Source organism: Moritella viscosa (assembly GCF_900120065.1).
Classification (GTDB): domain Bacteria; phylum Pseudomonadota; class Gammaproteobacteria; order Enterobacterales; family Moritellaceae; genus Moritella; species Moritella viscosa.
Genome location: NZ_FPLG01000002.1, coordinates 1 through 7,553 on the forward strand (window position 1 = coordinate 1; position 7,553 = coordinate 7,553).

Genomic DNA, 7,553 nt, shown 5'->3' on the forward strand with positions numbered 1-7,553 from the left:
CGATCTAAGATTTAGGTGTTGGAAATTATGGTTATATAACAAGTGATATATCCTTTGGGGAGACCTAAATACTTCCTTTTTTATCATTGACTTTCTATGTACTCCCCATGTATTTTGTTATCTCATATTACTCAAATTGATAGGAGCAACAAGTGGAAGAAGAATATGATGAATTCACCCCATGCGCTGAATGTGGGTCTAACGAAGCTTTTACGCCACAAGGGTACTGTAAAGAATGTGACGAGACGTACTTCAGTAATTCAGATAGTTAGTCATATATATTTAGCTAAACACTAATGAAAAGCCATATTTTTGGCTTTATTACTTCTTGAGTTAGAATTACCACCATTCACTGAACTAGTAGTAAATTTTCTGATTTCACTGATTCTCTATCACCACAATACTAAACTGTAATCTCACCTATAGTGCCCTAAAAAACCAAAAGCAGTTATATCTCAATGAATTTAGCCTAATCTCATCAACTCCTATTCAAATACCCAAGTTCAGCCATTAAATCACAGAGTGATATTCATACTAATACTGTCGCGATGGGGGGCGTTGGGAGTAATCTGTTAGTGGTTGTCGGATTAGGTAGAGTGAATATAATTAGCAGAAATACCACGCAAAAAATCAGGTAAATATAACATTGTCGTCACCGAACTTTCCGCCGATGACGATAAGAAAATTAGCTGAAAATTAATTCTAGGGTCAGGTCGCGGATGGAATATCAAACAAAACAGAAAGAGATTCTTCAATTTTTTCATTTCTAACATTATTATGAATATTAGAGAATTCCTTATCTGTTGGAGCATTGTCATGAAATTTCATTTTTTGCGCAGTTTGCTGTATCGCTTCCATCGGAGATATGCCTTGTTTAACCCTGTCCTGAATCATTTTATTGTTAAGCCAAACTTCACCTTTAATTTGTTTCAAGCGCTCGTAATCATATTGATTTCCAGCAGCATCAAACGATTTTTTACCTGCAATAGCAGAATTACTAATATCTTTAATACCCATAATTAATACCTTGCATAGAAAGTAATTTATGAAATGTAAGCATAGTAGAAGATCATTAAAATATTTGGGTTCACTTAGATTAAAAATGATTATTTTAGTATTAATTACTCGTAACGTAAAAAAAACCATCTCAAACATATATTAACTTCATGATATCAATTTCATGGAGCTAATCATGCTTAAAATCACAAACTGGAAAGATCTACCAACACTACCAATCACGCCCACCTTACTCACCCAACTTAAACAACACTTACTAGCGCCATTTCACGATGAAAATGAAGCCCAAAATACATGGACTGAACTCGAATGCGAACTCTGGATGATTTCATCACTTTCGGATGTTTCTCGTGTCGGCGTCGACGGCAATCGTATTACTAAACGCGAGAAGAACTTACTCAATTTTGCCCTAGAGAACATCGAATTTGAAGATGAATTAGATTACGGATCATTGCTTACATTAAGTATTCTGAGTGATAGCGGTCAGGGCTTGTATCTGCTAATGCCCCAAGCATTGAAGAGTGACTTAATGAATACATTAGGAGTGAATCATGAGTAAGGAAACAACAAAGACAGCATCTGAATTAACCCCTGAATCAACTAATACTAAGCCCGAATTGACCTGCATACGTAAAGGTTCAGCACCTAAGCTAAGAGATCAAACTCAGCTAATTCACTATGCCATCGGTAAAAATAATGACGTAGATGTCATTCAGCTAGTATCTAACACAAATAATGGTTTGTTTTCAGATGAGTTAATTAGAATCGAAGCTATTCAACAATGCCTAACTGGTCGAGGTGAATTCGCTACATTTACATCTCGTATCTTTCATCCCTTGTTCAGTAAAAGTAGCAATAACAACGCAGGGTTTCTAGGGGCTGCACTTAGGCATGAAGGGATCTTGAAAGCAGCAGATAAAAAGCAATTCAAACATCAATTAGCCGTTAAATCTGATGAAATATTAAATCATCTAACGGCTGCTGATATCGAAGCTAAACCCATCTAACTCCACCCCGCCATCTAAATATAGGAATCAACATGACGATTCAAATTAACATTGAAGGTTTAAGCGTGCCAGTTAGTAAATCATTCGTTAATCTACTAACATCATCACTAATCAAAAACAATGCAATCGTTGACGGTGTCGACGAACCTAATCAATCCGACGCCACCGCCAACGTAAATAGCATTACATTTAACTTTCGCTCACCTGATTACACTGCTGAACATGGCGGCTATTACCCAGCTGAAATTAGTATTGAACGTCAGGATGATACATGGCGACTCTGCTATATCACTGACTTTGCCTATGTTGGTAGCGGTTACTGTACTGAATTAGCTAAAAATACTGACTTTGATTTTATCCATGATGAGTTTCAATCTGTATTAGGTGTTGATCGACTAAGTGAAGCAGCTGAGTTCTACCTGATTTGGGAAGCTAACTTCTTAGAGTATGCAGTTAACTTTGAGGTATTCGAGCTTTCCATTACGCATCATGACTAAGGAGTTTTCATGCAATCGCGTAAATTTAAATTCAATAAACGCCAGATGGACAACCTACCGCCAACACCACCTGATAGTCGAAGCCGAGAAACAGAATACACAGATGAAGGATGTAGTGGCTTAAAGCTAATAGTAAATAGACAAGGACGTAAGCGTTACCTGTTTCGCTACACCATTAGCGGCACTAAGAAATCATTACAACTAGGTGAATATCCATCTCTAGATATCCCAACTGCTCGCCAGATTGCTAATGAACACAAGAAGCAATTAGCCCTCGGTAATGACCCTAAGCAACTCAGGGATGAGAAACAGATAGTCTTTACCTTCTATGAATTTGCTGAACAACATTACTTACCTTACGCCAGAGTTAACAAGCTAACTGCTTACAGTGATGAAAGTAACCTCAAGATGCACTTCTATCCGCATTGGAAAGGCAAAGCATTAACTAAAGTTAGTCAGCATGATATTCAAAAACGACTCGATGAACTTCTTGTTAACCGTAAACCTGCAACCATCAATAGGTTAAGAAGTTTGGTGCTTCGTATGTTCCGGCTAGCAATGGAATGGGGATTCGTTGAGAAGCATCCGGGTACTTACATCAAGAAATTAAAGGAGAACAATTTAAAGCAACGGTTTCTCAGTAAGGATGAAGTCACTCAGTTCATTACAGCCTGCAATAATGAGCCTAGTAGAACCCAAGGTAATGCCCTGAAATTTGCCCTACTAACAGGAATGCGTATGGGTGAAATCTGTAATTCTAAATGGTGTAACTTAACCGTCGACGACGTCGGCGAAGGGAGCCTATTTTTACCGCATACTAAATCAGGATTGTCTCGAACAGTACTGTTGAACTCATTAGCCATGACAGTATTGGAAGAGCAGAAGCACCAACGTATCAAGGGTAATGATTATATATTTCCTGGTGATGCTGAAGGTAAGCCCATTAGCCATCCTAAGAAATCATTTGCTCGAATCAAGAAAGTAGCAGGTGGCTTAGATGGGCTGAGAATTCACGATTTACGCCATTCGTTTGCTTCAATCTTGATTAACTCAGGTAAGGCAACTCTATACGATGTTCAGCACTTGCTTGGGCATCAATCCCCACAAACCAGTACCAGATACGCACATTTAGCTTCTTCACGGTTAAGAGAAGTTAGCGCTAATGTATCTGATTTAGTTAGGGAGGCAACTAAGTAACAAGGCTTAATCACATCATCTTGTTACGCTCTAATGACGCATACAAATCACGAATTAATTCATGCTTAAGGCTAATCGGAGATAGTACTTCAACGTACGGCATCCAAGCTTTTAAAATAGGAATTACATCGTGTAATCGTGTTACCTGACTGCTAATCAACAATGACCCATCATCCATTTCTTTTAACACCTGAATATTAGGGAGTAAATCACTATCAATAAAGCGTAAAGCAACATGGGAATCAACTTGTATTAGTACATCTGACTTGTCGATATCTATCCATTGCATCCCTTGCCTAATGATTTCATCTTGTATATGCGATTGGTGTTTGTATTTGTCCTCACTCTGTAGAAACTGTGAAATATAGGCAATTCTAAATGAGTGTAAGTGGTTCTGATAGACAGCGGCTAGATACCAAATACCCCGATCATTTACTAATCGGTAGGGATGAACGTGTTCGAGTATCTTACCCTTGTATGTAAATGAAATCAGGTTGAGGTTACCGATCGCACAACTCATTAAATCAAACAAATCAGTAAAACTTGATACATCTTCAATCCGCACATTCTTGAATAGAAATATTGGTACATCTTGAGTCTGCCAATTGTTCATGTTGAGCTTAATCGGGATGAATGACTCAAGCCCCATATTGTTGATGAACTTATTCATGCTGTTAGATGATTGCTGCCTAACACTGCTCATATCAAGAAAATAACATCCATCTTCACGAATCAAAGGTAAATAGGACAACCTTTCAAAGTCACGCCATATCGTTCTTTCATGTACGTTAAATTCAGCTTCCAAGTCTTTTAGATACAGTCGTTCACCAGTATTTAATCGGGCAAGGATAGTACCTAAACGTTTGGCTAATTTCTCATTCTTACTTTTCATCTAACTAGATTAAACCGTCGAACTGGCAGGTGGTGTCAGTCGTTATTATTTCTAATCTAAACCCATTAGGTTAGCAGTATTGTTATTAGTTTCATGAAGCAGTAATCGTAAGGCATGAGGCAAATATCAACAATTTCAAGTATCACTGACACCACCTGTCAGTCGAGTATTTCATAATACCCATCAATTAATTTAAATATTAAAACAAAGGAAAACAATCAATGAACAAATCAATCATGCTGCTGAGTCTATCTTGTCTATTTGCATCAACAGCGGTATTAGCTGGCGGTACTATGGGTGGTAATCCGGGAGACATTTCTAAGATGAAGCCACTATTAGAAGCAAACTGGAATGGTAAATCAGGCATCCAACATACATCATCGTATGGCGTGATTGTTCAATGGAAAGCTGATGTTTGCGGCACATTAAATGGTTCCGTCGTCGACGTCGACAAATGTACTAAAAAATCTCAGTAACACTCATCTAAACCAAGGAAACAATATGAAAAAACTAATGAACATTAAGAAGATTCTAACTCTAGTAACTACCTGCCCAGCTTGTGGTCAACGTGCTTACGATGATGGTAGCTGCCAAGTATGTGGTCATTCACACTAACAAGATTAGCTAACAAATTTTAATTTAATCTACGGGCAGTATCAGTAATGGTATTGCCCTTTTTTACATCTTCAATTAAGGAAACATCATGAGTAAAAAAATAAATAACCAACTTAACAGCGACGGCGTCGACGGTAGTGATACTGGTAATTTAAATATTGTTGAATCTACTAATGAAAGCCCCACTAAGCCTAAACATGACCATTTCAGTAATATAGTGCTATCTGGTAAGGGGAAGAAACTTAGCCCTAAGACAGACAACAATGTGTTCTTTGATTTAGCTAAACATGATGAAGATGGCGAACTCTATCTAAGACTTAGCAGTAATGAGGGTGGCGGATTACATTCTAAAGAATGGTTTTTACTACAATCCATCATTACGATCTTAGATGAACAAGGACAGAAACCATTTAAGAGTACCGTATTGAAATCAGTCTTCAGATCATTAAGTGCGAACAACTCAGGCTTTCTCGCTGCAATATTGAGATCAAATGATATTGGCTTAATTACCCAATCCGGTAAGAGCGTATTCCTTCATGTATTAGCAGCAGATTACGAAGAGAAGAAAGCAAAGTTACTTCAGCTAGCGGATGATTAATTAGTATCTTCATACGTTCACTGCTAACAAGTACAGATTCAACAACTCACCTCGTAAACATCACTATGTAATCATCATTACGGAGAAATACTATGCCAGCACTTTTTGCTAATCCATTATTTGGGATTGGATTCATCATCGGCTATGCCATCTACAAAGAAATGAATAAGGAATCATAATATGCCACTACCATTAATTTACTTAGGATATGGACTCATCACAGGGTTCTTGTTTGCCGCTAAAGAAGAACTTAAAAATATGCGGACTGATACGGCTTAATCATTATATTTGAAATATACGTACTGAATTGGCTTAGGCTGATTCAGTACGTTATTTTTTTAAATTTGATATGTACCGCCGACGCAATGAGCTTAAAAAATCAGAAGGAAAAATATGGGTAAACTGTGAAGCAAATCTATATTTATGACCTTTAATAAAAATTTACCTTGCCCATAGGATTAACACTGTGATTATATCCAGTAACAATCAAACTACATTGAGATAAATTTTATGGCAAAAAAAAGATGGGCTTATGCAACTATTGATGATGAGTACATATTGCAAAAGGGAAAAAAGAGAAAAAGATTATTTTTTATTTGGGAAATATTGAAGCTACGTCGAATTTCTGAAGAAATGAAACATAAAAGGAATCCAGAGGTAGATATAGAGTTCAATTATGACAAGTTAAAACTTTGGAGTACACAAAATAATAAAAATGATAGAAAGCCATTAATCTCAGATATAAGAGGCTACTTGCGATATAAATCAGGAGACGTTTCAGACGATTCAAATCAAGGTGGAGATGGGGAAAGTTTAACTCACCAACTTGCAATATTAGCTTTATCGCAACTAAATAAAATACCATTCAAAGTAAATAAAAAAGAGTTAATTTTAGATTTTGTTGACTTCGACTTAGACGGGGAGGATACAAAGATCCAATTCGGAGGCGGGAAATATTTCTATCCTGACTTAATCGGCTACTTGTCCCCTAAGTCCGATATGTATAGCAAATGGGGGGGGAAAGTTGCTATTGAAGTGAAAGTTACTCATGGTTGTGAAAAAGCAAAAATAGAGGTATTAAAATCTCATAATTTTGCCATTTTGGAAGTTTATATCTCTCCCAATTTTCGGTTTACTCCGGAAGTACAAGGACGTGATTTTAATGTTGAAGATATGGAGATCTATTTCAATAGATTAGTTAACAGGTTTAGTGAAGAAACGTTTGCTACATTACTAAGTAACCCGATGGTGACAGACTATGCCGAGGCATGTATAAAAACCCTTCAATCTGAAAAAAAATCTCTTGAAAGCTCGTTGTTCCAATTAAATGACAAACTAAGTAATATAAAAAAACAACTTATAGACTCAGCTAATGACTTGCGAGAGACTCAAAATTGCCTAGATACAAATAAACAGAATTATGAGCAAGAATTAAAAAAACAACTTATAGATTCAGCTAATGACTTGCGAGAAAATCAAAATTTATTAGCTACAAATAAACAGAATTATGAGCAAGAATTAAAAAAAGAAAAAGATGATCTCAAAGCAGAGGCTAAAAAATCTGGTCGTTATGTAACTGCATTGAGCTGGTCTACATTGGTAAATCTAACTCTAATCTCTGTATTTATGATCATGTTGTTTATGCCAATTTTCTTTGCAGAACAGGCAGTAGAGATTCTTCGTTGGTACTTTAAATTAGTCAACACGACTAACACCTAAATCTTAGATCG

9 protein-coding genes are annotated in these 7,553 nt (G+C 36.7%); 7 read left to right on the forward strand and 2 right to left on the reverse strand.

The annotated features are described in order from the left end of the window. Positions 1-708: 708 nt before the first annotated feature. The gene (locus BT797_RS00185; protein ID WP_075470779.1) at positions 709-1,017 is read right to left on the reverse strand and encodes a hypothetical protein; all 309 of its coding nucleotides are present in this window, start codon (positions 1,015-1,017) and stop codon (positions 709-711) included. Positions 1,018-1,192: 175 nt separating this feature from the next. On the opposite strand from BT797_RS00185, the gene BT797_RS00190 reads away from it, so the two are divergent. The 4 genes from BT797_RS00190 to BT797_RS00205 are packed head-to-tail and all read left to right on the forward strand — an operon-like array spanning position 1,193 to position 3,718. After that, on the forward strand, positions 1,193-1,576 hold the full coding sequence (locus tag BT797_RS00190) for a hypothetical protein (protein WP_075470781.1): 384 nt from the start codon (positions 1,193-1,195) through the stop codon (positions 1,574-1,576). Further along, positions 1,569-2,024, forward strand: coding sequence for a hypothetical protein (locus tag BT797_RS00195; RefSeq protein ID WP_075470783.1), 456 nt, complete (start codon positions 1,569-1,571; stop codon positions 2,022-2,024). The genes BT797_RS00190 and BT797_RS00195 overlap by 8 nt, the downstream gene beginning before the upstream one ends. 32 nt (positions 2,025-2,056) lie before the next feature. Beyond that, positions 2,057-2,521: a DUF2787 family protein gene (locus BT797_RS00200; RefSeq protein WP_075470785.1), complete on the forward strand. Its 465-nt coding sequence runs from the start codon at positions 2,057-2,059 to the stop codon at positions 2,519-2,521. A 9-nt stretch (positions 2,522-2,530) separates the two neighbouring features. Beyond that, entirely contained in the window at positions 2,531-3,718 is a 1,188-nt protein-coding gene (locus BT797_RS00205) for a site-specific integrase (RefSeq protein ID WP_075470786.1), read from the forward strand. A 10-nt stretch (positions 3,719-3,728) separates the two neighbouring features. Here BT797_RS00205 and BT797_RS00210 read toward each other — a convergent pair whose 3' ends face one another. Further along, positions 3,729-4,610 carry a helix-turn-helix transcriptional regulator gene (locus BT797_RS00210; RefSeq protein ID WP_075470788.1) on the reverse strand — a complete coding sequence of 294 codons (882 nt, stop codon included), beginning with the start codon at positions 4,608-4,610 and terminating at the stop codon, positions 3,729-3,731. Between the two features lie 221 nt (positions 4,611-4,831). Between BT797_RS00210 and BT797_RS00215 the strand changes: the two genes are divergently transcribed. The 3 genes from BT797_RS00215 to BT797_RS00225 all read left to right on the forward strand — a co-directional run bounded on the left by BT797_RS00215 (position 4,832) and on the right by BT797_RS00225 (position 7,542). Then, on the forward strand, positions 4,832-5,086 hold the full coding sequence (locus BT797_RS00215) for a hypothetical protein (protein ID WP_075470790.1): 255 nt from the start codon (positions 4,832-4,834) through the stop codon (positions 5,084-5,086). Positions 5,087-5,313: 227 nt separating this feature from the next. After that, on the forward strand, positions 5,314-5,823 hold the full coding sequence (locus BT797_RS00220; RefSeq protein WP_082293657.1) for a hypothetical protein: 510 nt from the start codon (positions 5,314-5,316) through the stop codon (positions 5,821-5,823). Between the two features lie 510 nt (positions 5,824-6,333). Next, positions 6,334-7,542, forward strand: coding sequence for a hypothetical protein (locus BT797_RS00225; RefSeq protein WP_075470792.1), 1,209 nt, complete (start codon positions 6,334-6,336; stop codon positions 7,540-7,542). Positions 7,543-7,553: the final 11 nt, after the last annotated feature.

What these genes read in the sequence shown, in the direction of transcription:
- BT797_RS00185 (WP_075470779.1), bottom strand. Translation starts at nt 1,017, where the DNA reads ATGGGTATTAAAGATATTAGTAATTCTGCTATTGCAGGTAAAAAATCG.
- BT797_RS00190 (WP_075470781.1), top strand. Translation starts at nt 1,193, where the DNA reads ATGCTTAAAATCACAAACTGGAAAGATCTACCAACACTACCAATCACG.
- BT797_RS00200 (WP_075470785.1), top strand. Translation starts at nt 2,057, where the DNA reads ATGACGATTCAAATTAACATTGAAGGTTTAAGCGTGCCAGTTAGTAAA.
- BT797_RS00195 (WP_075470783.1), top strand. Translation starts at nt 1,569, where the DNA reads ATGAGTAAGGAAACAACAAAGACAGCATCTGAATTAACCCCTGAATCA.
- BT797_RS00215 (WP_075470790.1), top strand. Translation starts at nt 4,832, where the DNA reads ATGAACAAATCAATCATGCTGCTGAGTCTATCTTGTCTATTTGCATCA.
- BT797_RS00210 (WP_075470788.1), bottom strand. Translation starts at nt 4,610, where the DNA reads ATGAAAAGTAAGAATGAGAAATTAGCCAAACGTTTAGGTACTATCCTT.
- BT797_RS00205 (WP_075470786.1), top strand. Translation starts at nt 2,531, where the DNA reads ATGCAATCGCGTAAATTTAAATTCAATAAACGCCAGATGGACAACCTA.
- BT797_RS00225 (WP_075470792.1), top strand. Translation starts at nt 6,334, where the DNA reads ATGGCAAAAAAAAGATGGGCTTATGCAACTATTGATGATGAGTACATA.
- BT797_RS00220 (WP_082293657.1), top strand. Translation starts at nt 5,314, where the DNA reads ATGAGTAAAAAAATAAATAACCAACTTAACAGCGACGGCGTCGACGGT.